A 23,902-nucleotide genomic window follows, 5' to 3' on the forward strand; every position below is an offset into this window, starting at 1 on the left:
CTCGCCCGGCGCAAGTGGGGGAAGCCCGCAATTTACCCGATTATTCCCTTTGACCAGGGCTTACAGGCCAAAGCCCTACTTCTTCAGTTCCCGCGCCAGAGTTGCCTGCGTTGATTTGCCGTATGGCGGCTTGAAACCAGACAGGCTGGCAATGTCCATCCCGCTCTGGCGGTAGACCGCACGAGGATGACTGAAGGTCTTGAACCCGTCGAGACCATGATAGTTGCCCATGCCCGAAGGCCCGACACCACCAAAGGGCAGGTCTTCCATCGCATTGTGGAACAGGACATCATTGACCGTGACGCCGCCCGAGATCGTCCGGGTAAGGACCTTTTCTTCCTCAGCCTTGTCCTCGCCGAAGTAATAAAGGCCCAACGGGCGATCGTGGGCGTTCACATAGTCAATCGCTTCGTCAATGGCCGAATAGGTCATCACCGGCAGGATCGGACCGAAAATCTCATCCTGCATGACTTTCATGTCATCGGTTACGTTGCGCACGATTGTAAGCGGCATCTTGTTGCCATTCGATGCGCCAAAGTCTTCGTTCCCGGGGTTAACCTCGATCAGTTCCGCACCCTTTTCGCGCGCATCGGCAAGATAGCTCTCGAGCCGCTCACGATTGCGCCCGTTTACCACAGACGTGTAATCATCGTTCGAGAGCAAGGTCGGATACATTGCGCTGACCGAGTTGACGACATTGCCGATCACCTCGTCTTCTTGCTCCTTGGCAACCAGCAGGTAATCTGGCGCCAGACAAATCTGCCCGGCGTTCATCATCTTGCCCATGGCGATGCGCTGCGCTGCCTTGGCCTTGTTCGCACTGCGGCCGATGAAGGTCGGCGATTTGCCGCCCAGTTCCAGGGTCACTGGCACCAGGTTCTCTGCCGCGGCGCGCATGATATGCTTGCCGACACTGGTGGCCCCGGTGAAGATCAAATGATCGAAGGCCAGCTTTGAAAAGGCTGTGCCAACCTCCACTCCGCCGGTAAATACCGCCATTTCCTCTTCCGCGAAATACTGCGGCACCACTTCGGCAAACAGCTCTGAAACCCGTTCGGTAAACTCGCTGGGCTTAATCATCGCGCGGTTACCGGCCGCGAGTACCCCAGCCATTGGAACCATCACCATACCGACAGGGAAGTTCCACGGTGCAATAACACCAACCACACCTTTGGGTTGCCAACGCACTTCGGCCTTCGCGCCCAGCAGCCCAAGCGGGAACATGGCCTTGCGCTTCTCATTGCGGGACCAGGCTTCAAAATGCTTGCGCGCATGCTTGAGCGCACTCACCGAAGGCAGGATGTCGGTCATCAAGGTCTGCTCAATGCTGCGGTGCCCGAAATCGGCCGAGACAGCCTTGGCAAAATCATCCCGATGATCGATCAGCATGGCAATGGCCCGATCCATCCGGTCACGGCGGACTGAAAGCGCCTCTGGCTGAGCAGTGGTAAACGCCTTCTTTTGACGGGCCAGCACAGCATCCATCCGTGTCAATTCAGTCGCGCTCATTTCAGGCTCTCCAGTTTCTATTTGCCACTCTTTTCGAGCAAGTCGCGGCGCTTGGCAAGTCATCGGGCATTCGAACAATTGCCATTGCCGCAGTGCAGCATTAGAGGAGCCCATCTCCACTCAGCGAAAGGCCCTTGCCATGCCGCAGCTCTCTCCCGCCGACCCGATCGTCATCTTGTCATACGCCCGCACCCCTATGGGTGGAATGCAGGGCGCTCTTGCGGACGTTTCAGCCACCGACCTCGGGGCCACGGCGATCAAGGCGGCAGTGGCGCGATCTGGCGTAAAGGGAGAAGAGATCGAACGCGTCTACATGGGCTGCGTTCTCCCTGCAGGCCTGGGCCAGGCCCCTGCCCGCCAGGCCACGATCAAGGCTGGTTTGCCCAAATCGGTCCAGGCGACGACGGTCAACAAGGTGTGCGGATCGGGCATGCAAACCTTGATCATGGGTGCCGAGGCTTTGGCTGCCGGCACCATCGACCTGGTCGTGGCAGGCGGAATGGAGAGCATGACCAATGCGCCCTACATCCTTAAGAAGCATCGCTCAGGCGCCCGGATTGGCCATGACATGGCCTATGACCACATGTTTCTTGACGGGCTTGAGGACGCCTATGACGCGGGCCGCGCCATGGGCACCTTCGCGCAGGATACGGCGAATGCCTATCAACTGACCCGCGAAGCCCAGGACGCCTACTCAATCGAGTCGCTCCGCCGCGCACAGGCCGCCATTGCGAGCGGTGCCTTTGCCGACGAAGTGGTGCCCGTAACTGTTGTCAGCCGTTCGGGCGAAACCGTGGTCGACACCGATGAGCAACCCGGCAAGGGCCGCCCGGACAAGATCCCCACACTGAAGCCTGCCTTCGCCAAGGACGGCACGATCACGGCGGCCACATCCAGCTCGATCTCGGATGGTGCCGCTGCGCTGGTCCTCACCCGCCAGAGCATTGCCCAAGCCAAGGGAGCCAAGCCGGTTGCCAAGGTGGTGGCCCTGGCCGCGCATGCCCAGGAGCCAAAGGATTTCACGACGGCACCGGTCGGCGCAATCAACAAGGTGCTGGAACGCGCGGGTTGGTCAATGGATGAGGTCGACCTGTTTGAAGTGAACGAAGCGTTTGCCTGCGTTGCCATGTTCGCGATGCACGACCTGGGCATTCCGCACGACAAGATCAACGTCCACGGCGGCGCAACCGCGCTAGGCCATCCGATTGGCGCGTCAGGCGCCCGCATCGTGACGACGCTGATCGCCGCGCTCAAGCGTCATGGCAAGACCAAGGGTGTGGCCAGCCTGTGCATCGGTGGGGGTGAAGCAACCGCCCTTGCGGTTGAGCTTGTGGACTGAGTTGCCAGCAGCGACGATCGGGCATAGCCTCTTCATCCCGATGGGGAGATGACGATGAAAAAGCTTATTCTGATCGCCGCCGTGGCCAGCCTGGCCGCTTGCAACAACAAGGCCGAAGAAGCGCCAGCGGCCGAAAATACCGCCGCCAGCAGCGCGGAGGTTGCGGGCAAATCGATCACACCACCGGGGCTCTACACCGTAACCAATGATAATGGTCCGGCTGGAACGACCCTTATCAATGCCGACGGAACCTATGTCGACAAGGCTCCGGATGGCACCGAAATAAAGGGCACCATCACCGGCAAGAACGGCATGGATTGCTTCGATCCAGAGGGTGACGAAGGTGAAACCTGCTTCACCCTTACTCCTCCAGATGCCGATGGTTCGTTCAAGGCAACCTCAACCGACGGCAAAATGACCGTCACGGTTACCCCGGCCAAGCCGTGAAGTTCCCGGCGGGGAGCGGTCCATGCCCTCCCCGCCACTGATCCTAAGGTTCGCCAGCGCCCCAAAGGCGCGACTGCTGCACAAAGCCCTTCCGCTTGCCCAGCTCGAACTGGCACCAGCCTGCATCGCAATCACCCAGTAAGCCCACATTGCCCGGCGCAATCCGCCACAGCAGCCTGGCGCCGTCATCGCCAGCCTGGCGCATGTCAGCCGGCGTCTTGCCGCTCACGAACGCGGTCCGCTGGCGGGTCAGGAAGCGTTGGTTCATCCAGCCCTTCGCACCGTCCGGATCCTGCACCAGGCGCCAGCCATCCTTCAACCGCAATACCTTAACCGGAAGCTGGGGACGCCGGTAGACCCAGGCGATCTGGTAGTCCTCTGCCGGACCAACCCGCATGTTTACTTCTCCGGCGCGGATCGAAGCCCAATAGGGAGTCTTGGCTTCCTGCGCCGAAGCCTGTGCGGCAATTCCCAAAACGGCGATGGCAGGCAGTATGAAAAGTCGGGTCAGCATGATTCGCTGATAGCGATGACCGCCCGCAAGGTTCAAGCCGCTTGACCCACAGCCATCCACCGGCTTAGCGCAAGTGCATGCCGATCGTCTCTGATACGCCGCTTGCACGTCGGGTTTTGGGTAAGCCACGGGTCTACCTTACTCGCCGGCTGGTTCCCGCCGTCGAGGCCCGAATGGCGGAACTGTTTGATCTCACCATCAACGAGGCAGATGCCCCGCTAACGCGCGATCAGTTGGTCTCGGCGATGCGCAACACCGACGTACTGGTGCCAACGGTGACCGACCGGATTGACGCAACCATGATCGAGGATTGCGGCGACCGGCTTGGACTCATCGCCAATTTCGGCGCCGGGATCGAGCATATCGACCTGGCCGCCGCGCGCGCCCGCAAGATCATCGTTACCAATACGCCTGGCGTGTTTACCGACGATACGGCTGACCTGACGATGATGCTGATCCTTTCGGTCCCTCGCCGGCTTGGCGAAGGCAGCCGACTGGTCAGGGATGGCGCCTGGACCGGGTGGACACCAACCCAACTGCTGGGTCGATCAATTGGCGGCAAGCGGCTCGCGATTGTTGGCATGGGGCGGATCGGCCAAGCCGTGGCGCATCGCGCAAGGGCGTTCGGCATGGACGTCACTTATCACAACCGCCGCCCGCTCCCCGGCGCGATCGAGAATATGCTGGGTGCACGCTACGTCAGCGATCTGGACAAGTTGCTGGCCGAGGCTGACGTCATCTCGTTGCATTGCCCGGCCAGTGCCGAAACGCACCACCTGCTGGATGCCGAACGGATCGCGCTGCTCAAGCCCGGGGCCTATGTCATAAACACGGCGCGCGGGGACCTGATCGATGAGGAGGCGCTGATCGCCGCGCTGCAATCGGGCCAGATCGGCGGCGCCGGTTTGGACGTATATGCGCACGAACCAAACGTTGATCCGCGTTTGATCGCCCAGCCCAATGTCATCACCCTGCCCCATCTTGGCAGCGCCACGGTAGAGGGGCGCTCGTTAGCCGGTGAAAAGGTCATCGCCAACATCCGGTTCTGGTCTGACGGACACCGCCCACCCGACCAGGTGTTACAAGGCTGGGCATAAATCCCGATTTGGCGCAATGAATCGGCAGTGCAATCGCTTGCCGAGATATTGATTATTGCTCTAACCCTCCGCGCGGAATCGACCGGGATCGGCGGGGGAGGAATCGAAATGCGCAGTAAACTGGGTTTGACGGCCGGCATCGCCATGCTGGCAGGCGCAAGTCCCGCCTTGGCGCAAGCCGCCGCGACCGGCGCGGTCGACACCGGCGATACAGCCTGGATCCTGACCTCTTCGGCGCTGGTTCTGCTGATGACCATGCCCGGTCTGACGCTGTTCTATGGCGGCCTGGTGCGCGCCAAGAACTTCCTTTCGGTGCTGGTTCAGGTAGGTGCGATTGCCGCGATTGCCTCAACCTTGTGGATTATAGTCGGTTACACTCTGGCCTTTGGCAGCGTGACAAGCGGCTGGATCGGCGCTGGAAATGCCTGGATGCTGATCGGCACCGGGCAACTGCTCCACGGCGAACTTGGCATTTCGGAGCGAACCTTTGCGCTGTTTCAGCTGACCTTCGCCGCGATTACACCTGCGCTGATGGTTGGCGCCTGGGTTGATCGCGCGCGGTTTGGCTGGGTGGTCGGCTTCAGCGCGCTGTGGAGCCTGATCGTTTATGCTCCCGTTGCCCACTGGGTTTGGGGCCAAGGCTGGCTGGCGACCAAGATGGGTACGCTCGACTTTGCCGGCGGCATCGTGGTCCATACCACCGCCGGTGTTTCAGCACTGGTTGCCGCGCTCTTGCTGGGCCGTCGCCAAGGCTTCCCCAAGACCCTGATGCTGCCGCACAGCCCTTCGTTGACGATGGCCGGTGCGGCGCTGCTGTGGGTGGGCTGGTTCGGCTTTAACGGTGGCTCGGCCCTTGCTGCCAGCGACGATGCTGCCAGCGCAATCATCAACACGCACGTTGCCGCCAGTGTCGCTGCGCTGGCCTGGCTGCTGATCGAACGCTTTACCGTCGGCAAGCCCACTTCGGTCGGCTTTGCGACTGGCGCGATCGCGGGCCTTGCAACGGTCACGCCCGCGGCAGGCTATATTTCACCAGGCGCAGCAATGCTGCTGGGCGTGATCGCCGCGGCCGGGTGCTATCCTATGATCCAACTGGTGAAGCAAAAGCTCAAGATCGACGACTCGCTTGATGTTTTCGCCGTCCACGGGGTCGGCGGCATCATGGGCTCGCTGCTGCTGGCGGTCTTCATTTCACCCAGCCTTGGCGGCACCGGTTACGCGGAAGGTTTTGGCATGGCGAACCAGCTGGTAGCGCAGGCGGTGGGCGTCGGCGTCGTAGCGCTGTACTCTGCCATTGCCAGCGCGGTCATTGCCGTGATGGTCAGCCTGTTCTTCCCGATGCGGGTGAGCGAGGATGCCGAGCGCGAGGGCCTGGACATTACCAGCCATGGCGAGCGCGCCTGGGAACTGGACTGAGGCTTTGGCGAGGCGGGCCTGAAACCCGCCTCGCCCAATCAACCGATCATCAATCGCCGGTCAGGATCCGGTCAACCAGCTGCTTCACCGTGGGGGTGAAGTTGTTTGAATAGAACGGGTCCTGCTTGAAGCGATAGGCGGCGTGCCCGGCGAACATCAGGTTGTCGTCAATCGGGCCGCCGTGGGCGATGTCTTGCAGGGTCTTCTGGATGCAAAAGCTGCGCGGATCGGCGAGGCGGCCGGTGGTGTAATCGTCATGATCCTTCCATGACGAGAATCCGCAGTGGCTGAGACAGCCCATGCAGTCCTTCTGGTCCTGCTGGATTTCACTGCGCTCTTCAGGGGCCACGAAAACGATGGTATCGTCCGGCGTGCGCAGGCCTTCGCTGTACCCGGCGGCCACCCAGCCCCGCGCGCGTTCCAGATCGCGCGGAGCGACCCAGAAGTTTTTGCCGCGGACACCCACGTCGAGCTGGACGGTGTGTTCGCCCGCCTCAACCTTCGAATAGGGGATCTGGCGCTCGCTGCGGGTCTCAAGCTTACGCAGGAACGGGTTCTTGACCGCCGAAGAATAGAACCCCGTCGGCGAGAAACGGTGCAGCAGCACGTCACCCGGCTCAAGCGTGCGCAGATGGTCCTTCCATGCCTGCGGGATCGGGCTTTCCTCGGTCAGCAGCGGACGGGTGCCGAACTGAAAGGCGATGCTGCCCAGTTCCGGATTGTCGATCCAGTTCTCCCACTCACGCAGGAACCAGACCCCGCCGGCCATCACGATCGGCACCGAATCCGGCACACCTTCCGCGCGCATGGTGTCGCGCAGCGCCTTGACGCGCGGATAGGGATCTTCCGGCTTCAGCGGATCTTCGGCATTCGAAAGCCCGTTGTGCCCTCCCGCCAGCCAGGGATCTTCATAGACCACGGCAGCCATCAGTTCGGCCACCTTGTGATAGGCCCGCTTCCAAAGTGCACGGAATGCCCGCGCCGAGCTGACGATGGGCAGGTAATTGACGTTAAAGCGGGCCGCGATTTCCGAGAGCTTATAGGGCATCCCCGCACCGCAGGTAACGCCGGTTACCATGCCGCGGGTCTTTTCCAGAACGCCCTCAAGGATCTGCTGGGCCCCGCCCATTTCCCACAGGACGTTGATGTTGATCGCGCCCTTGCCGTTGGAAATTTCGTAGGCTCGGCGGACCTGTTCGACCGCGCCGGAAATGCCATATTGAATAAGCTGTTCGTGCCGTTCCTTGCGGGTCAGGGCATCGTAGATCTGGGGAATGATCTTGCCTTCAGCGTCATAGCTATCGGCGTTGACCGCGCTCACTGTGCCGATCCCGCCGGCGGCAGCCCAGGCGCCCGAGCTTGCGTGATTGGTTGCAGCGACCCCCTTGCCGCCCTCAACCAGCGGCCAAACTTCACGACCACCATAAAGGATCGGCTTCAAACCCTTGAACGTCATTAGCTCCCAGTCTTTCCCTGCGCCGTATTACACGGCTTGATTGCCCCCGGTTCGGGGCGCGGCCCAAGCGCTTCAAACCGTGCGTAGTAACCGTTGAGTTCCGGTCTACGCACAAATTCAGCCAGGCGAAAGCCCACGGCCTGAAATTCACAGAACAGCAGGCTTGGCGGAATTCCGTGGCGATCGGTCGGTCGATCAACGTCGACAACAATCACCTGCCCGCCCTGGCGCAGCGCCGGACGCAATCGCCAAAGGAAGGCATAAGGCTCAGTCACTTCGTGGTACATGTGTACCAGGAAGACCCGATCAAAGCTGTTGGCCGGAAGCCTTGGATTATCCGGCGCGCCGGTCTTGATCGAAACATTATCCAGGCGTTCGCGTTCAACCCGCTGGCCAAGCCGCTGGATTGCGCCAGGATCGATATCTTGCGCCAGAACGCGCCCCTTGGCCCCGACCCGTTCAGCCAGGCGGACCGTGTAATAGCCCTCGCCCGCGCCGATGTCGGCCACGGTCATACCCGCCTTGATCACCGCAAGGTCCATGACGACTTCCGCTTCGCCAAGGTTGTCGCGCTGATCCTCGTTGCCGAATTCGTTACTGCCGATGGCGGAAACCGGTCGCCAGGCCTTGGGGAAATCGCGCGAAGTCTCTGGGCGGTCAGCGTCCTTCTCGCCTCCGCAGGCTGAAAGCAGCGTCAGCGCAGCCAAGGCCGCAAATAGCCTCAATCGTCATCCTCCACGTCAACCTTTTCACCGGTGACGCGCTGGGCCAGCGCCGCGGCCATGAACTGATCCACATCGCCATCAAGCACGTCGGACGGGGTTGGGCTTGTCACACCGGTGCGCAGGTCCTTCACCATCTGGTACGGCTGGAGAACGTAAGAACGGATCTGATGGCCCCAGCCAATATCGCTCTTGGCAGAGTGTTCGGCACTGGCGGCCTCTTCACGCTTGCGCATTTCCTCTTCGTAGAGGCGCGATTTCAGCATGCCCATACAGATTTCGCGGTTCTTGTGCTGGCTGCGATCTTGCTGGCTGGCGACGATGATCCCGCTGGGGACGTGGGTGATGCGTACGGCCGAGTCGGTCGTGTTAACGTGCTGACCGCCCGCACCCGAGGCACGATAGGTATCGATCTTAAGGTCGGCCGGGTTGATCTCGATGCTGAAATTGTCATCGATCACCGGGAAGACCCAGACCGAGCTGAAGCTGGTATGGCGCCGAGCCGAGCTGTCATAGGGGCTGATCCGGACCAGGCGGTGAACCCCGCTTTCGGTCTTGGCATAGCCATAGGCATTCTCGCCCTTGACCAGGATTGTCGCGCTTTTGATCCCCGCCTGCTCGCCTGCCTGATACTCGATCGTATCAACCTTGAATCCGCGCTTTTCGGCCCAACGGGTGTACATCCGGAAGAGCATCTCTGCCCAGTCCTGGCTTTCCGTGCCGCCAGCACCCGCATGGATTTCGATGTAGGTATCGTTGGCGTCCGCCTCGCCCGCCAGCAAGGCCTGGACCTTGTCCTGGCCGGCGCGATCCGCCAGCCTGCACAGCGCATCGAGGCCTTCCTGGATGGTCGCCTCGTCATTCTCCATCTCGCCCAGTTCGACGAATTCGATGGCGTCGGCCATTTGCGCCGAGATGTCGTTGACCGTGCCGATCGCCGCCTCAAGCCGGCGACGTTCCTTCATCACCGCCTCGGCGTCTTTGGGGCTGTCCCAAAGCTTGGGATCCTCGACCCGGGCGTTAAGTTCATCGAGCCGACGCAACGCGCGGTCCCAGTCCAGGAACTTGCGGACCAGGGCCAGCGCGGCGTTGATCCGATCGATATGGGCCTGCCCTTCGGCACGCATGGCACTTCAACTCCGTATTTTCGGGTACAGGGCCCGGTTGGCCGCCCGCTTAGCGAACGGCTCATGATTGTAAAGGCGCGGCGACTTAACGCTTCTCGGCGCGCAGCTTTTGCACCGCTTCAAGTGTCAGGCGGACGTGATCCTTATAGTCCATTTGCGAATGGACGAAGCGAACCTTGCCATCCTGGCCAATCACATAGCTGGTGCGGGTGGTCAGGCCGGTCGAAACGCCAGCAATGCGAAGATTGACCTTGTAGGCCTTGATGATTTCAGGCGTAGCAATCGCCACGGCAAACTGATCGCGGCAGGCCTCGGTCGAAAACTTCTGCAAGGTGGGCAGATCGTCCGCCGACAGCCCCACCACCGTTGCCCCGGCAGCCGCAAAATCGGGCGTGGCGTCAGCAAATGCCTTGGCTTCAAGCGTGCAGCCCTTGGTGAAGGCCTTGGGATAGAAATAGAGTACCAGCGGCCCCTTGCTCAGTGCGGCGCGCAGGTTGATTGCAAAGGGCTTGCCGCCCTTGGCACCCTGGGTTGCAAAGACCGGAGCATTGGCGCCGACGCGCAGATTGGCGGCAGCCGGGGTAGCCAGCGAAACGGCAACGGCGGCGGCGAACATCGGACGAAAGGTCATGGCTGCGGCTCCTGTTTTATTGAATGGTCACCGCGCTGTCGGCGGTGATTTGCGGGGCAGCTGGTTCACTGCTTTCAGTCTCGGTCAACCGCGCCTGCGAACCACGTCGGATCTGGGCAATCAACGCATCGCGCTGTTTGGCCAGGTCATCCTGACGGGTGGTCCGCTGGACCTCGCTATCAGCCTTGAACGCTTCCCAGATGATTGATGACTTGGGATCGTCGGTGGGGCTTCCAGCAAAGACTTTGCTACCGCTGACGCGATCAATCTTAACCCAGTGGATGTTTGCGGGAGCGACAAACGGGCGATCAAACCAGCGGCTGCGGCTTTCCTGGATAAACTGCTTGAACATCGGGGCCGCAATCGAACCGCCCTGGGCATAGCCGCCCAGGGAGCGCGGCTGGTCATAGCCAAGGTAGACCGCACCGACGATATCCTGCGAGCCACCCGCGAACCAGACGTTTGTCGGCCCGGTCGTAGTCCCGGTCTTGCCGAACAGCGAGAGGTTGAGATCGCGCAGCACGGTGGCCGTGCCGCGGGTCACAACGCCTTCAAGCATGTGGATCACCTGGAAGGCGGTGCGCGGATCCATCACTTGCTTTCCGCGCTTGGCCAGACGCGGCATCGGCTTGCCATCCCACTCTGCCATGCGGCACTTTTCGCAGCGCCGCGTGTCTGACCGCCAGATAACCTTGCCGTTGCGATCCTGCACAAAGTCGATCAGCGTTGGCGTGTATTGCACGCCATTGTTGGCCAGCGCGGCATAGGCATTGGCCATCTTGAGGACCGTCGTTTCCCCCGCACCCAATGCAAACGACAGGTAAGGAGGATACTTCCCGATCCCTACCCGGTCGATCTGGCGCGACACGTTGTCCATCCCGGCGTCGTTGGCGATGCGCACGGTCATCAGGTTGCGGGATTGCTCCAGCCCCCAGCGCATGGTGTGCGTGCCGCCGGCTCCGCGCATGTCAAAGTTGCGGAAGCACTTCTGCCCCAACTGCGCACCTTGATAGACGCAGAACTGGCCATCCAGCACTTCAGTTGCCGGGGTCATGCCGTTGTCGAGGCCGGTGGCGTAGACAAACGGCTTGATCGTCGAACCAGGCTGGCGCTGCGCCTGGGTGGCGCGGTTGAAACTACCCAACCCGGCATCAAATCCGCCCTGCACCGCCAGGACACGGCCCGAATTGGGATCAATCGCCACGAAGCCGCCCGAGACTGCGGGAACATTCTTGACCGCCCAGGCATTGCCGTTCGGCGCTGCTGCGATCACGTCGCCCGCACGCAGCGAATCCGGCAAGGCAACCAGGGGGGCCTTGCTGCCATCGGTAAAGCCAATCGTCGCCTGATTGCCCGAGCGTGACAGCACTACCCCAACCCGCCAGTTCTGGAAGGTTACCGACTTGCCGGCGGCGATCAGCTCGGTCTGCCAGCCATCCGGATCGACCTTGATCTTGGCGATCGGGCCGCCCCAGCCCCGCCCGGCCTGATAACGAAGCAAACCGGTGCGCAGCGCGTCCTGCGCTGCCTTCTGGAGTTGCGGGTCAAGCGAGGTCCGGACCCAGAGGCCGCCGCCATAAATGCTGTTTGGGCCATCCTTGGACTGTTCGCCATACTTGTCGATCAGTTCGCGGCGGACGTCCTCGACGAAGTAACCGACCGACGGATCGAAACTTTCCGACCGCCGTGCGATCAGGCCAAGCGGTTGGGCCTTGGCCTCTGCCGCCTGTGCGGGGGTCGCCCAGCCATTGCTGACCATTTGATCGAGGACATAATTGCGCCGGTTGATCGCCATTTGCTGGTACTTCTCGCGCCCATAGCGTTCCGGTGCCTTGGGCAGGATCGCGAGGAAGGCAGCCTCGTGCAGCTTGAGATCACCGACGTCCTTGCCGAAATAGGCCCGCGCCGCAGCCTGGACACCGAAAGACTGCCGGCCGAGCGGAATTTCGTTGAGATAAAGCTCGAGGATCTGCTCCTTTTCGAGCACGCCCTCGATCCGGCGCGCCAGGATCATTTCCTTAAACTTGCGGGTAATCGAGTACTCATCCCCAATCAGGATGTTCTTGGCGACCTGCTGCGTGATGGTGGAACCACCCACCGCCCGGCGGGTGCGCAGCGGGTTGGCATAATCGATCACGGCACCAAGCGTACCGGTAATGTCCACGCCGCCATGGCTCCAGAATGTCTTGTCTTCCGCAGACAGGTAGGCGTTAATCAGCGGCTTGGGCAGATCGACGAAGCGTAGCTGAACCCGCCGCTCACGCGCATAGCTGTAAACGATTTCACCGTTCACCCCGCGGACCATGGTCGGCAGCGGTGGCTGATAGCTGAGCAAGCGGTCTGCCGACGGTAGCGACCGCAGAACGCTAACCCACAGCAGCATATAAAGCACCACCAGCGCGGCAAGCCCGTAGCCAACCTGGCGGAAGCGCCGGCTGGACTGCCAATTGGCCATGAACCACTGGCCGGCCTGATGCTCCTTGAGCCGGGTGAGCAGTCCTCCGGCTTCGCGCCGAATGCGCAGGTGAATGGATTCGGTTTGCTCGCTCATCTTGCGTTGGCCCCTAGCATGGCGGAGCGGCGATAGGCCAGCGGCAAGCTGTTACAGGGCCGTCGCCTGCCCACTTTCGCGAGCAAAATGAACGCGAATGGCGCTGGCCACTGCCTCGGCAAAGGCGCGACGGCCTTCTGGCGAGGCGATCCGGGCGGCATCGTCCGGGTTGTTGATGTAGCCACTTTCAAACAGGACCGACGGGACATCCGGCGCCTTGAGCACGGCAAAGGCGGCCGATTGCACGGTGCCTTCGCGGAATGGCAGCCGCCCCCGCCCCTCGCGCAGGATCAGGCTACCAAACGCCTCTGACTTGGCCTGCATTTCGCGCTGGGACAGATCAACCAGGATCGCCCCGACATTGTCACTTTGCTCGGCGATGCGGATGCCATTGATTTCGTCCGCGGCGTTTTCGCGCTTTGCTATCCGCTCTGCCGCCTCGTTGCTGCCCCGGTCGGAAAGGACATAGACCGTAGCTCCCCGAGCGATGGTGCCAACCTCCGTACTGTCAGCGTGGATCGAGATGAACAGATCTGCCTGCAGCCGCCGCGCAATGTCGGGGCGGACCGGCAAAAGAATGTAACGATCATCATCCCGCGTCAGGGCCACACGAACCCCGCCTTGACGCAGCAGTTCATCACGAAGCGCCAGGGCAAGGCGCAGGACCAGGTCCTTCTCTCGAAGCTGGCCGATCCCGGCCCCGGGATCCTTGCCGCCGTGCCCGGCATCGATAACGACCAATGGGCGGCTGGCATCTTCTGGCCCCAAAACAACGGGCAACCCCGCACGCGCATCTTCGCCAGGCAAGTTGAGCTGGACGACATAGCCCCAGCCTCGGCCAGGAGCACCAAAGGTGCGATCAGCCGCCACCATTGCAGAGAAAACCGCTAAAGGACCGATAAATAGGCCAAAGATCACTGCGCCCCGCCGCATAATGGGGCCTAGCTAACTAAGGTAAAGTTCAAGGGCAATGGGCCAGTTGCTCAATCACGGTTGCTGCCACCGCCCTTGCCGCCAGCCATCCTTGGTGCTAGGCGAATGCGGCGCGAGACCCTGCGCGGTTCACTCGTAATGCTACCAGGCACTGCTTGTTAACCAATCGCGGGCAGTTCTTGCCATGAATCCCGGGCCAAGCCCGGATGCACAGGTTGATGCCGAAATGAGAAGTGGTTCGTTGCCTGCCGAAACCCTGCCCTCCCGGGCTGTGGCCGTTGCGGTGCAACAACCGGCGCATGAAATGTCACTGCGCCATCTTGTTACCGCAGACACACAACACGCCGCCGGGCGGATTATTGCCCCTGGCTATTCCCATACTGCTGTTCGCTTTGCCGGGATCCGCTCCCGTGTGAACAGTTGTTTCGTACAAGAACGCGCCGATCATGCCGGTTCGGGCCCTTATCGGGCGGACCAGGCCCGGCGCGCACGGAGAGTTATAAATGACAATGCGCATGCTAATCGATGCGCGCCACCAGGAAGAAACCCGGGTGGCGGTGCTCAAGGGCAACCGGATTGAGGAATTCGACTTTGAATCTGCCGAACACAAGCAGATCAAGGGCAACATCTATCTCGCCAAGGTAACCAGGGTCGAACCGTCGCTGCAGGCGGCGTTCGTCGATTTCGGTGGCAACCGCCACGGCTTCCTGGCCTTCAGCGAAATCCATCCGGATTATTATCAGATCCCCAAGGAGGACCGCGAGGCCCTGCTGGCGGAAGAAGCCGCCCATGCTGAGGAAGAGGCCGCGCTGCGCGCCATTGCCGAGGGCGAGGAAGACTTCGTTGGCGATGACGAACTGGGCGAGACTCTGGCGGACGATCTTGCCGGAACCTCTCATCAATCATTCCACGGTGATGACGACCACGGGGTGACCGAAGTCGACACCGACGAGAAGGACGAAGTCGCCACGATCGAGGACGGTCAGATCGACAACGCCTTCGATCACGAAGGTGAAGAAGCCGCCGAAGCCGAAGGCAGCGAAGACCGTCGCCGCGGTCGCGGTCGTCGCCGTCAGGGCCAGGGTCGCGGCAAGGCCAAGGAAGCTGACGAAATCCGCGCCAAGCGCATGGCGCTGCGCCGTCGCTACAAGATTCAGGACGTGATCCAGCGCCGCCAGGTGCTGCTGGTCCAGGTTGTGAAGGAAGAACGCGGCAACAAGGGCGCAGCCCTCACCACCTATCTCAGCCTCGCCGGCCGTTATTGCGTCCTCATGCCGAATTCGAGCCACGGCGGCGGCATTAGCCGCAAGATCAGCTCGGCCGCTGACCGCAAGCGCCTGAAGTCGATCATTGCGGAAATGGATCTGCCCAAGGCCATGGGCTGCATCGTCCGGACCGCGGGCCTGCAGCGCACCAAGACCGAAATCAAGCGTGACTTCGATTACCTTGCCCGCCTGTGGGACGATATTCGCGAAACCACTCTGAAGAGCACGGCCCCGGCGCTGATCCATTCGGACAGCGACCTGATCAAGCGTGCGATCCGCGACATCTATAATCGCGAAATCGAAGAAGTCGTGGTCGAAGGCGAACATGGCTATCGCCTGGCCCGTGACTTCATGAAGATGCTGATGCCGAGCCACGCGAAGCGGGTGAAGCAGTATGCCGACCCGGTACCGCTGTTCCAGCGCTATGGCGCCGAAGACCAGCTGACCGCGATGTACGATCCCGTCGTCCAGCTGAAGAGCGGCGGCTACATCGTCATCAACCCGACCGAAGCACTGGTCTCGATCGACATCAACTCGGGCCGCTCCACCAAGGAGCACGGGATCGAGGCGACGGCGCTCAACACGAACCTTGAAGCCGCGCGTGAAATCGCCCGCCAGCTGCGCCTGCGCGACATGGCAGGGCTGGTTGTGATCGACTTCATCGACATGGAATATGGCTCAAACGTCCGCAAGGTCGAGAAGGCCATGAAGGACGCGCTTAAGAACGATCGCGCCCGGATCCAGGTGGGCCGCATCTCCAGCTTCGGCCTGATGGAAATGAGCCGCCAGCGCCTGCGCACTGGCGTTCTCGAAGCCACCACCCGTGAATGCCCGCATTGTGACGGCACCGGCCTCGTTCGTACCGCCTCAAGCGCAGGCCTCTCTGCCTTGCGCCTGATCGAAGACGAAGCGGCCAAGGGCAAGGGTTCGATCATCTCGCTCTTCGCCAGCACCGAAGCGGCGGTTTACCTACTCAATGCCAAGCGCGCCGATCTTGCCGAGATCGAAGAGCGTTATGGCGCGCGGGTTGAGGTACTGCCGGAAGGTGAGAACGAAGGCGCGAAGATGCGCGTTGCCTCGTCTGGTCCGCGCCCTGAATTCGTGCCCAAGTTCGAACCGATCGCGCTTGAGGACGATGACGACATCGCCGGCATCGATGACGAGGACGAAGACGAAGATCGCGATGAAGACGAAGGCCGCGAACGCGGTGGCCGCCGTGAGGACGGCGAAGGCCGCGGCAAGCGCCGTCGTCGTCGTCGCCGCCGGGGTGGCCGTGATCGCGAAGAAGGTGATAGCGCTGAGAACGGCGAGTCCGACGAAGGCGAAGAAGCCGCCGAAGGCGATGACCAGGACCGCGAAGACGGCCCTGCCGGCGAAACCGATGAGCAGCGCAAGCGCCGCCGTCGCCGCCGCCGGGGTGGTCGCGGCCGCAATGGCAACCGCGAGGAAAACGGCGAGGCCACCGCTGACGAAGCCGGCGAAGCGCCTGCTGAGCCAGCGGCCGAGCCCGTAATCATCGAGGCTGAACCGGCCGAAGCAGCCCCTGCCAAGCCCAAGCGGACCCGCAAAAAGGCAGCCGCCGCAGAGCCGGCCGCCGAAATCCCGGCTGAGCCGGTCGCCGCTGTTGAGGTTGCTGCCGAAGAACCGGCCGCCAAGCCAAAGCGCACCCGAAAGAAGAAGGCAGACGAAGCTCCGGTCGAAGCCGAAGCCGCCGCTGCCGCACCGGAAGCTCCGGCCGAGGAAGCGCCAGCCAAGCCCAAGCGCACCCGCAAGAAGGCCGTGGCCTCCGAAGCTGAGCCCAGCGCTGCTGTGCAGCAAGGCGAAGATGATGATGGCACCCCGCGCCGCGGCTGGTGGCAGCGAACCTTCGGCAACTAAGGGTCTTAAAGGCCGGGTGGCGGCAGCTACCCGGCCTTAATCCCTACGCCCCATTCCATCCAACCTGCGAAACGCGGCACCTTTGGGGCATATTGGGCACCCAGCGGCTTTAGCGTGAACCCGCTTGAGCCGATGGCCGCACCCACCGGCCGTGTCAGATGGCACCCCCCTGCAATCCGCTTCCAGACCGGCTCAATCCGGGATTGCCATTGCGCAACGCCGGCGTCTGGCGCGGCTCCATGTTCGGCAAACAGAAGTTGCCCGCCAGGCTTCAACACCCGGCGCATTTCGTGCAGCACCCGCACCGGGTCCTGAACCGAGCAGAGCGTAAAGGTGCAGACCACCGAATCGAAGCTTTCATCGGCAAAGGGGATCGCCTCTCCCGTCCCGGCGCGAATATCGTGCGCCCAGCCTTTGCGTTCCGCAGCGGCACGCGCGAACGCCAGCCCTTGGGCCGAAGGGTCAATCCCGGCATAGGAATCGATTCGGCCGACATCGTAGAAGTGCTGGTTCAATCCTCCGCCACAACCCAGTTCGAAAACCGCTCCACCTGCAAGCGGCACGACCTTTTCGCGTAACTTCATGATCGCCGGGCCAGAGCAGGCACACCGGATCAAACGTGGTACTACGTGTTCCTCATACCAATTGCGCACTCCCATTGCCGCCCCCTCTTTCCATGCCGGAATTGCACCGCCATGATGGCAGAAACTGTCGAGGGGAAAAGTAACAATGCAAGTCTATAGCACGCCAGATGCCCGTTTCGAGGACTTGCCAGATTTTCCCTATGCGCCGCAGTACCACACGCTGAAGTCTGGGCTTCGGCTACATTACATCGATGAGGGGCCACGTGATGGCCGCCCGGTCCTGCTGCTTCATGGTGAACCGACCTGGTGTTACCTGTGGCGGCATATGATCCCATTGCTGACCGCAAAGGGGTACCGGGTGATCGCACCGGATCTGATCGGCTTTGGCCGGTCTGACAAGCCGCTGGGGCGCGGGAGCTATTCCTATGCAGGCCAGGTGGCGTGGATCGGCGAATGGGTTGAGGCCCTGGATCTGAAAGACATCACTCTGGGCTGCCAGGACTGGGGCTCCCTGATCGGCCTGCGGGTGGTTGCGGATATGCCGGACCGCTTTGCTGCCGTTGCTCTATCCAATGGCGGCCTGCCCGATGGCCAGGAACCGCCCCGCGCTTTTGCGATCTGGCGCGCCTTTGCGAAGTACAGTCCGCTCTTTCCAATTGGGAGGATCGTCAAACGTGGGACGAAGCGCCCGCTGTCCGAGGCGGAGGTTGCAGCCTATGACGCCCCCTTCCCGACCCGCGAAAGCAAGGCTGCGGCCCGCGCCTATCCGCCTTTGGTGCCGTTCAAAGGCAATGTGGCAGTGCCGGATCAGCTGCGCGCCTGGCAAGTGTTCCGGCAGTGGGAAAAGCCGTTCCTGTGCTGCTTCTCGGACAAAGATCCGATCACGCGTGGCGGCGATGCCTTGTGGCTTGAGCGGGTACCGGGAACACGCGGCATGCCGCATTGCACATTGAGCGGCGGGCACTTCATCCAGGAAGATGATCCCGCTGGCTTCGCCGCGGCAATCATCGAAGCTGCGAGCGCAACAATCTGATAAACTCTTAAGTTTTAGTGGATTTTTCGTCTTGCAATCCATTGTCGTGATTGCTCGCCGCAATGCGGATGCTATTCTCCGGCGCGATGGAAGGTCAGACTCGGCCCATGCCTGATTTCGTACTGCTGCCGCAACTGACGGCCAAGCAGCGCGAAGTCATGGCATTGGTTGCCGACAACCGGACGAGCAAGGAAATTGCGGGTTTACTTGGAATTTCCGAATCGGCTGTAAATCAACGCATCGAACTTATCCGGTCGCGTTTGGGGGGGATCCCCCGCGGGGAAATGGCGCGGCTTTACCGCCAGGAATTTGCCCGGGAGCAAACGATTGCCGCCACTTTCCCGCCAACATGGGAAAAAATTCAGGTTCTATATTCCGCTGCTTCAGGTCACAGCGGGTTTGTGGAGGGTCCATCCGGTAATGCTGCTGCCCCATTGCAGAACGGCACTGTCGGAGCAGGGTCGCAACCTTCCCAATCGCTCCTCCCGGTCGGGTTAGCCTGGCTCGCCCGGGAGGAGTTTCTAGCTTCTGCAATCCGCGCTATCCTTGTTGGATCGCTTGCCGTCATCGGCGTGGCCGCCGCTGCAACCATTACTGAGTTCGTTGGCTTTGCCGCCGTTAACTGATTTGCTGCACACTGGTGCTTGCTCCTTTGCGATGAATCGCTAGAGGGAAGCCAAAGCGATTTAGGGATCGCGCAGCGACAGGGATCGACATGGCCACTTTCACGCTTCCTGCAAACAGCAAGATCACGGGCAAGGCTCAGCATCACAAGGCTGATGGCGCGGCCCGCGTTAAGCAATTTACCGTTTACCGTTACGATCCCGACAGCGGTGAAAACCCGCGTTACGACACGTTCGAGATTGATCTGGATAACTGCGGACCGATGGTGCTTGATGCACTGATCAAAATGAAGTCCGAACAGGATCCTTCGCTGACCTTCCGCCGCTCTTGCCGCGAAGGGATCTGCGGATCCTGCGCGATGAACATGAACGGTCGCAACGGCCTGGCCTGCACCACGGCGATTGAAGACCTGAAGGGTGACATCCGCATCACTCCGCTGCCGCACATGGAAGTGATCAAGGACCTGGTTCCTGATTTCACGCACTTCTATGCCCAGTACGCCTCGATCCGTCCCTGGCTGCAGACTGTCAGCACCACGCCTTCCGGCAAGGAGCGCCTCCAGTCGCCAGAGCAGCGTGAAAAGCTCGATGGGCTTTACGAGTGCATCCTTTGCGCCTGCTGCAGCACCTCATGCCCCAGCTATTGGTGGAACAGCGACAAATTCCTTGGTCCGGCTATCCTGCTGCAAGCCTATCGCTGGCTGGCCGACAGCCGTGATGAAATGACCGGCGAACGGCTTGATGAACTGGAAGACCCCTTCCGGCTCTATCGCTGCCACACGATCATGAACTGCGCCAATGTCTGCCCGAAGGGGCTTTCACCGGCGCGCGCGATCGCCGAGATCAAGAAGATGCAAGCAGAGCGCCACGTCTAAGTGGTCGATCAACGCGGCTTCATCTACGAACCCGATCCCGAAAATCCCGGCTGGCATCGCTGGGAACTGGCGGACGACACCCGTTTCAATGCCCAGACAATGGGACGCATGCTGGTCCGCGCCGAAAGTGCGCGGACTTGCCGGGTTCGCATGTTTCCCGAGCGCAAGCATTCCAACCTGCTCGATATGGTCCACGGCGCGGTTACCCTTGCCCTGGTGGACATCGCGCTATTCGCCGCGATGCGGACGCTGCTGGATGGAAACGCGGGGGGATCCGTGACCCTCGAGCTATCCAGCCAGTTCATCGGCGCCGGAGCCCTCGACAAGCCGCTCGACGCCGTTGTCGAAGTGATGCGCGAAACCAAACGCCTGGTCTTCATGCGCGGCACCGTGGTTCAGTGTGAAGGCGATGAGCATCTCGTCGCCAGCTTTTCGGGCATTGTCCGCAAGCCATCGGGTCAATGACCGCCCTGCTCTCGCGCTATGAGCAGCTGGTTGCAACGGGGGAGCTTAGGCTCGACCCGGAGCAGCGGGAGGCCGCGATCCACCTTGCAGATCTGCAGAAGGCGCTTGAACACCCGCAAACCGGCGGGCTGATGGGCAAGCTGTTCGGCAGAAAAGCGCCCCCGCCGCGCGGCCTCTACCTGTGGGGCGGGGTCGGACGTGGCAAGTCGATGCTTATGGACCTGTTCCACGACAGCCTTGCGATCCCTGACAAGCGACGGGTGCACTTCCATGCCTTCATGCAGGAAGTCCATGCCCGGTTGCGCGATGCGCGGAAGAGCGAAACGGGTGATCCAATCCCCCCGGTTGCCGCGGCCATTGCCAAGGGCCTGCGCGTCCTCGCCTTCGACGAAATGGTCGTGAACAATTCCGCGGACGCGATGATCATGAGCCGCCTGTTCACAGCCTTGATTACGCAGCACGGGCTGGTGATCGTCACCACATCCAACCGCGCACCGACCCAGCTTTACAAGGATGGGCTGAACCGAGAGCATTTCCTGCCCTTCATTGCCCTGATCGAGCGCGAGCTTGACGTCATGGCGCTGAATGGCCCGATTGATTACCGCCTTGAGCGGTTGGGTGGCATGGCGACCTGGCACATTCCGTTGGGCGACAAAGCCACGGCGCAGGTCCGCGAAGCCTTCTTCCGCCTGACGGACTATCCACCAGAAGATGCCGAGCATGTTCCATCAGCCGAACTCGATGTCGGCGGCGGCCGCAAGCTGCACGTGCCAAAAACCCTGAAGGGCGTGGCCGTATTCAGCTTCAAGCGCCTCTGCGCCGAAGCACGTGGCGCGCCTGATTACCTCGCCATAGCCCAAACCTATCACACTGTGATCGTGGTCGGCATTCCGCGCATGGGACCGGAAAACCGCAATGAGGCGGCGCGCTTCGTGACCTTGATCGATGCGCTCTATGAGCAAAAGGTCAAGTTGCTGGCCACGGCTGACGCCTTGCCGGACGAACTCTACGCTGCGGGCGACGGACGGTTTGAATTCGAACGCACTGTCAGCCGGCTGATGGAGATGCAGAGCGCCGACTACCTCGCGCTGGGCCACGGCGAACAGGGTTGAATTAGCCTTAGCCCGCCCCATTTAGCCAGAGTTCCGGCGGCAACTCCCCGCCGAGGTGGATAGCGCAGATGATCGAAATACGCCCCTTTGCCAGCCTTGGTCATGCAAACCATGGCTGGCTTGATGCCCGTCACCATTTCAGCTTCGCGTCCTACCACGAGCCGGCCAGGATGAGCTGGGGCGCCATCCGTGTGTGGAATGACGATACGATCACGCCGCGTAGTGGCTTTCCGCCCCACCCACACAATGACATGGAAATCGTCACCTTTGTTCGCACCGGAGCGATCACGCACCAAGACAGCCTGGGCAACAAGGGACGTACCGGTGCCGGCGATGTTCAGGTGATGAGCGCAGGGACCGGGATCGTCCACGCCGAATACAACCTGGAGGACGAAGCAACCACGCTGTTCCAGATCTGGATCATGCCCGACCGCGCAGGCGAAGCCCCTGGCTGGGGGCAGCGGGAATTTCCGCGCGGCGAGCGCGCCGGGCGCTGGGAAATCGTTGCCAGCGGGACGCCCGAAGCCGACCAGGCTCTGCCCATCCGCGCCGATGCAAAGGTTGCGGCGGCAACCCTATCCGCGGGCGAAATCGCCTCCTGGTCAACCGAGGCGCAGCGCCATGTCTACTTGGTCGCCCCAACCGGATCGATCCGAGTCAACGGGATCGAAGCGCAGCCGCGAGATGGGGTGGCGATCACGGGCGAAAGCAGCATTACCGTCGAAGCGGTGAGCGACTGCGAGGTCGTCCTGGTGGATTCGCGTTAAGCAGCAGCGCGCGGCAAGCGGGATTGGGCTCCCGCCAGCCGCTGCATCAGCTTGAGATCTTGCTCGCGGAGTTGAAGCGCAGCATCAGCCCAGTGGTCAACGACATCCCGCAGTTCTGCCAGTGACACCGGATTGACCCGGCGACTGGCACGGCGGGCGCCAACCAAACCTGCGTGGCGGCGACTGGATTTGGCCATGAAATCGCGCACAGCAGCCTCACCCTCCCCAGGCTCGGCCAGTTGTTGGACGATCCCCATCTCAAACATGGCTTCGGCCGAATAGACCGCGTTGCCCATGATGATCCGGTCGGCGATGGCTTGGCCCAAGCGGCGTGAGAGGATTGCGTGGGCACCCATGCCGGGGAACAGCCCGAACATCACTTCTGGCAACCCGAACGAGGCCCCACGCTCGGCAATGATATAGTCAAACGAGAGCAAGGCTTCGAAGCCGCCGCCCAAGGCCTGGCCTTGCACCATCCCAATGGTCAGGATCGGCAGGTCCAGCGATTGCATGTTGCGGTGAAGAATTTCGACACACCGATAGCCATAGGCCACCAAGCCATCGCGATTGCCTTCGCGGATCAGGCTGGCAAACAGTTCCAGATCGCCTCCGAAGCAGAACACCCCGGGAGCCCGGCTGCCAAGTACAAGGTATTTGAGCGGCACGCGTTCGGGACCGAAATGGGCAGATATCAGACGCTGCCAGAGGTCAAAATCCCGCAGCATTGGCGGGGTGAAGCTGGGTCGCTCGGCAGGACGCATGTAGGTCCAAAGGGCTTCCTCACCTTCACTATAAAGAACGTCAAGCTCGTGAAGGCGGAACAGTTCATCAGGGATAGCCATGCGCAACCGGGCCTGGTGCAAAACTGAGGCCGCCCTATTCGAAGGGTCTACAACCGCCGCAACGGTCTGAGCACCGGAGGTTTGCGAACCCGAAAGATCGGCTGCAAGTCGATCCATAAACCCCTCGCTTTGAACCCGCCCGTTACACCAGGTAAAATCACGTTACCTGATATTTTTACTAATCTAAACGAGTGCGGAGTCGCTTGGCAAAGGAAATCTTTTATTCTTCCGCACCTTCGGGCCCTCATTCACGTCAATTCCCGCGTCCTCTCAACAGTGCATTGGCCCCCAGCAGTGCAAGACTGGCCACCACGAACATTGGCCATATGTGCCCAACGACTACAGCAAACGGCATGTCTTTTAAGAAAATGCCGTGGCACACCGCGAGGAAATGACTGAGCGGATCGACCGCCGCGACTGGCTTTAACCAATCAGGCATTCCGTCAATCGGGCTGGCATAGCCCGAAAGCAGGATCATGGGCACGATCACCAGAAAACCGCCAAGGAACGCCTGCTGCTGGCTCGCTGCAACGCTTGAAATGGCTAAGCCGATCGCCGTAACAGCAAGGCTAAACATCAGACTTGCGCCTACATGACCGGCCCCCACTGAGTGGTCCGTTCGGTTTGTTAGTGCATGATCGCCTCCTGCGCCATGGCTGGCCGTAGGTGGAGCGAAGCGGAACCGGAGGGCAGCCATGGCGATGGCGCTGTTTCTG

Annotated in this window: 22 protein-coding genes and 1 pseudogene; 11 read left to right on the top strand and 12 right to left on the bottom strand. The window is 61.4% G+C overall.

From position 1 onward, the window contains the following. Window positions 1-75 precede the first annotated feature (75 nt). Complete coding sequence (locus tag RQP55_RS02490) at window positions 76-1,509, bottom strand: coniferyl aldehyde dehydrogenase (RefSeq protein WP_315608590.1); 1,434 nt, start codon at window positions 1,507-1,509, stop codon at window positions 76-78. Between the two features lie 139 nt (window positions 1,510-1,648). On the opposite strand from RQP55_RS02490, the gene RQP55_RS02495 reads away from it, so the two are divergent. Together RQP55_RS02495 and RQP55_RS02500 are read left to right on the top strand one after the other, a co-directional pair. Next, window positions 1,649-2,848 carry an acetyl-CoA C-acyltransferase gene (locus tag RQP55_RS02495; protein ID WP_315608591.1) on the top strand — a complete coding sequence of 400 codons (1,200 nt, stop codon included), beginning with the start codon at window positions 1,649-1,651 and terminating at the stop codon, window positions 2,846-2,848. 54 nt (window positions 2,849-2,902) lie between these two features. Beyond that, window positions 2,903-3,295 carry a hypothetical protein gene (locus RQP55_RS02500; protein ID WP_315608592.1) on the top strand — a complete coding sequence of 131 codons (393 nt, stop codon included), beginning with the start codon at window positions 2,903-2,905 and terminating at the stop codon, window positions 3,293-3,295. A 43-nt stretch (window positions 3,296-3,338) separates the two neighbouring features. Here the strand turns inward: RQP55_RS02500 and RQP55_RS02505 are convergent, their stop codons facing one another. Beyond that, window positions 3,339-3,809 carry an SH3 domain-containing protein gene (locus RQP55_RS02505; RefSeq protein ID WP_315608593.1) on the bottom strand — a complete coding sequence of 157 codons (471 nt, stop codon included), beginning with the start codon at window positions 3,807-3,809 and terminating at the stop codon, window positions 3,339-3,341. A 77-nt stretch (window positions 3,810-3,886) separates the two neighbouring features. On the opposite strand from RQP55_RS02505, the gene RQP55_RS02510 reads away from it, so the two are divergent. Together RQP55_RS02510 and RQP55_RS02515 are read left to right on the top strand one after the other, a co-directional pair. Further along, window positions 3,887-4,906, top strand: a complete 1,020-nt coding sequence (locus RQP55_RS02510; RefSeq protein WP_315608594.1) for a D-glycerate dehydrogenase — start codon at window positions 3,887-3,889, stop codon at window positions 4,904-4,906. 108 nt (window positions 4,907-5,014) lie between these two features. Beyond that, on the top strand, window positions 5,015-6,322 hold the full coding sequence (locus RQP55_RS02515) for an ammonium transporter (protein ID WP_410000250.1): 1,308 nt from the start codon (window positions 5,015-5,017) through the stop codon (window positions 6,320-6,322). Between the two features lie 49 nt (window positions 6,323-6,371). Here RQP55_RS02515 and RQP55_RS02520 read toward each other — a convergent pair whose 3' ends face one another. From RQP55_RS02520 to RQP55_RS02545, 6 genes are all read right to left on the bottom strand, one after another. After that, window positions 6,372-7,778: an NAD(P)H-dependent flavin oxidoreductase gene (locus RQP55_RS02520; protein ID WP_315608595.1), complete on the bottom strand. Its 1,407-nt coding sequence runs from the start codon at window positions 7,776-7,778 to the stop codon at window positions 6,372-6,374. After that, complete coding sequence (locus RQP55_RS02525) at window positions 7,778-8,503, bottom strand: class I SAM-dependent methyltransferase (RefSeq protein ID WP_315608596.1); 726 nt, start codon at window positions 8,501-8,503, stop codon at window positions 7,778-7,780. Before RQP55_RS02525 ends, RQP55_RS02520 begins: the two co-directional genes overlap by 1 nt. Next, on the bottom strand, window positions 8,500-9,627 hold the full coding sequence (gene prfB / locus RQP55_RS02530; RefSeq protein WP_315608597.1) for a peptide chain release factor 2: 1,128 nt from the start codon (window positions 9,625-9,627) through the stop codon (window positions 8,500-8,502). Before prfB ends, RQP55_RS02525 begins: the two co-directional genes overlap by 4 nt. A gap of 85 nt (window positions 9,628-9,712) precedes the next feature. After that, window positions 9,713-10,258 carry a peroxiredoxin gene (locus RQP55_RS02535; protein ID WP_315608598.1) on the bottom strand — a complete coding sequence of 182 codons (546 nt, stop codon included), beginning with the start codon at window positions 10,256-10,258 and terminating at the stop codon, window positions 9,713-9,715. 16 nt (window positions 10,259-10,274) lie between these two features. Beyond that, complete coding sequence (locus RQP55_RS02540; RefSeq protein ID WP_410000251.1) at window positions 10,275-12,809, bottom strand: penicillin-binding protein 1A; 2,535 nt, start codon at window positions 12,807-12,809, stop codon at window positions 10,275-10,277. A 51-nt stretch (window positions 12,810-12,860) separates the two neighbouring features. Beyond that, a complete protein-coding gene (locus RQP55_RS02545; protein WP_410000252.1) occupies window positions 12,861-13,682 on the bottom strand; it encodes an N-acetylmuramoyl-L-alanine amidase in 822 nt (273 codons plus the stop codon). A 563-nt stretch (window positions 13,683-14,245) separates the two neighbouring features. On the opposite strand from RQP55_RS02545, the gene RQP55_RS02550 reads away from it, so the two are divergent. Continuing rightward, on the top strand, window positions 14,246-16,885 hold the full coding sequence (locus RQP55_RS02550) for a ribonuclease E/G (protein ID WP_315608600.1): 2,640 nt from the start codon (window positions 14,246-14,248) through the stop codon (window positions 16,883-16,885). 26 nt (window positions 16,886-16,911) lie between these two features. On the opposite strand, the gene RQP55_RS02555 is transcribed toward RQP55_RS02550, so the two are convergent. Continuing rightward, a complete protein-coding gene (locus RQP55_RS02555; protein WP_315608601.1) occupies window positions 16,912-17,469 on the bottom strand; it encodes a class I SAM-dependent methyltransferase in 558 nt (185 codons plus the stop codon). A gap of 145 nt (window positions 17,470-17,614) precedes the next feature. On the opposite strand from RQP55_RS02555, the gene RQP55_RS02560 reads away from it, so the two are divergent. From RQP55_RS02560 to RQP55_RS02585, 6 genes are all read left to right on the top strand, one after another. Beyond that, complete coding sequence (locus tag RQP55_RS02560; RefSeq protein ID WP_315608602.1) at window positions 17,615-18,502, top strand: haloalkane dehalogenase; 888 nt, start codon at window positions 17,615-17,617, stop codon at window positions 18,500-18,502. 62 nt (window positions 18,503-18,564) lie between these two features. Further along, window positions 18,565-19,128, top strand: coding sequence for a helix-turn-helix transcriptional regulator (locus RQP55_RS02565; RefSeq protein ID WP_315608603.1), 564 nt, complete (start codon window positions 18,565-18,567; stop codon window positions 19,126-19,128). Window positions 19,129-19,217: 89 nt separating this feature from the next. After that, entirely contained in the window at window positions 19,218-20,000 is a 783-nt protein-coding gene (locus RQP55_RS02570; protein WP_315608604.1) for a succinate dehydrogenase iron-sulfur subunit, read from the top strand. Next, window positions 20,001-20,465, top strand: coding sequence for a PaaI family thioesterase (locus RQP55_RS02575; protein WP_315608605.1), 465 nt, complete (start codon window positions 20,001-20,003; stop codon window positions 20,463-20,465). Beyond that, on the top strand, window positions 20,462-21,577 hold the full coding sequence (gene zapE, locus RQP55_RS02580; protein WP_315608606.1) for a cell division protein ZapE: 1,116 nt from the start codon (window positions 20,462-20,464) through the stop codon (window positions 21,575-21,577). Before RQP55_RS02575 ends, zapE begins: the two co-directional genes overlap by 4 nt. 68 nt (window positions 21,578-21,645) lie before the next feature. Next, window positions 21,646-22,344 (top strand): pirin family protein, encoded by a 699-nt coding sequence (locus RQP55_RS02585; protein WP_315608607.1) that lies wholly within the window; start codon window positions 21,646-21,648, stop codon window positions 22,342-22,344. Here RQP55_RS02585 and RQP55_RS02590 read toward each other — a convergent pair. From RQP55_RS02590 to RQP55_RS12055, 3 genes and pseudogenes are all read right to left on the bottom strand, one after another. Beyond that, window positions 22,341-23,186, bottom strand: a complete 846-nt coding sequence (locus RQP55_RS02590; protein WP_315608608.1) for a crotonase/enoyl-CoA hydratase family protein — start codon at window positions 23,184-23,186, stop codon at window positions 22,341-22,343. The two genes, RQP55_RS02585 and RQP55_RS02590, sit on opposite strands and share 4 nt — an antisense overlap. Window positions 23,187-23,439: 253 nt before the next feature. Next, window positions 23,440-23,763, bottom strand: a complete 324-nt coding sequence (locus RQP55_RS02595) for an ABC transporter permease (protein WP_410000255.1) — start codon at window positions 23,761-23,763, stop codon at window positions 23,440-23,442. Between the two features lie 50 nt (window positions 23,764-23,813). Then, window positions 23,814-23,902, bottom strand: a pseudogene (locus tag RQP55_RS12055) (integrase catalytic subunit); the annotation flags it as partial.

The sequence above is a fragment of the Novosphingobium sp. APW14 genome (assembly GCF_032337075.1).
Lineage (GTDB): Bacteria > Pseudomonadota > Alphaproteobacteria > Sphingomonadales > Sphingomonadaceae > Novosphingobium.